1 protein-coding gene and 1 pseudogene are annotated in these 875 nt (G+C 76.2%); both read left to right on the top strand.

Annotation, left to right across the window (positions count from 1 at the left end; translation table 11 throughout):
• Nucleotides 1-636: hypothetical protein (locus tag RM812_RS41925; RefSeq protein ID WP_311586242.1), on the top strand; the 636-nt coding region annotated here is incomplete at its 5' end.
• Nucleotides 620-875: pseudogene (locus RM812_RS41920) on the top strand (CpaF family protein); the annotation flags it as partial. The gene RM812_RS41925 and the pseudogene RM812_RS41920, both read left to right, overlap by 17 nt.

Below are 875 nucleotides of genomic sequence, written 5' to 3'. Positions count from 1 at the left end.
TGGCAGCAGTTGCTGAACCTGTCCGAGCCGGAGGCGGAGGCCAACCGGCTGCTGCTGCCCGGACTGGCCAGCCCGGCCCAGGCCGCGGGCCTGCACCAGACCTGGCCCCGGCTGGCCCAGCTGTTCCGCGACCTGGAGCAGCGCGAGAGCGGCTACGACATCCTCGTCGACCTCGGCCGCTCCGGCGCCGCGGGCGCCGCCAGCGCCCTGGCCCGCAGCGCCGACCTCACCGCCATCGTGGTCCGCACCACGCTGCGCTCCGTCCACGCGGCCAAGCCCAGGGCCGAGGCCCTGCGCGCGGCGCTGCAGTTGCACGGACGCGACAGCAGCCGCATCGGCCTCGTCGTGATCGGCGAAGGTCCCTACCGGGCACGCGATGTCGCCGAGCAGCTCCAGTTGCCGATCTTCGCGGAGCTGCCGTTCGACGAGAAGGCCGCCCGTGTCCTGACTCACGGCGGCGACGGCGGCCGCGGTTTCGCCGGCGCGCCGCTGATGCGCAAGGGCGCGGAGATGGCCCGCACGCTTCAGGCCCTGGCCGTGCAGGAGCACCTGCGGCTGCACGCCCCGGCCGAACTGCGCCCGTCCACGGTCCTGCGCCGCCTGACGAAGGGAGCTGCTCATGACACAGCGCGGTAGGCCGCTGTTCCCGGGGGCCACCTCCCCCGGGCCGGGCCAGTTTGCGTCCGTCTCGCCTTCCGGCACGCCGGCCGACGTTCCCGTCGCAGCGGACGGCGGAACGGCCGCGCCGGCTGAGCGCACCCCGGCGGTGCTGCCCGGCGCGCCCAGGGCCGCTGGCCGCGCGGCGCTGGGGGACAGGGCCACGGAGCGGTCCCAGCGGGCCGACCGCAGCGCGCGGAGCGCGCCGGAGAACCAGA

The sequence above is a fragment of the Streptomyces lancefieldiae genome, assembly GCF_031845825.1.
In the GTDB taxonomy this organism is placed as follows: Bacteria; Actinomycetota; Actinomycetes; order Streptomycetales; family Streptomycetaceae; genus Streptomyces; species Streptomyces lancefieldiae.
The sequence above is the reverse complement of the archived record's forward strand: the minus strand, read 5'-3'. Positions and strand labels throughout refer to the sequence as shown.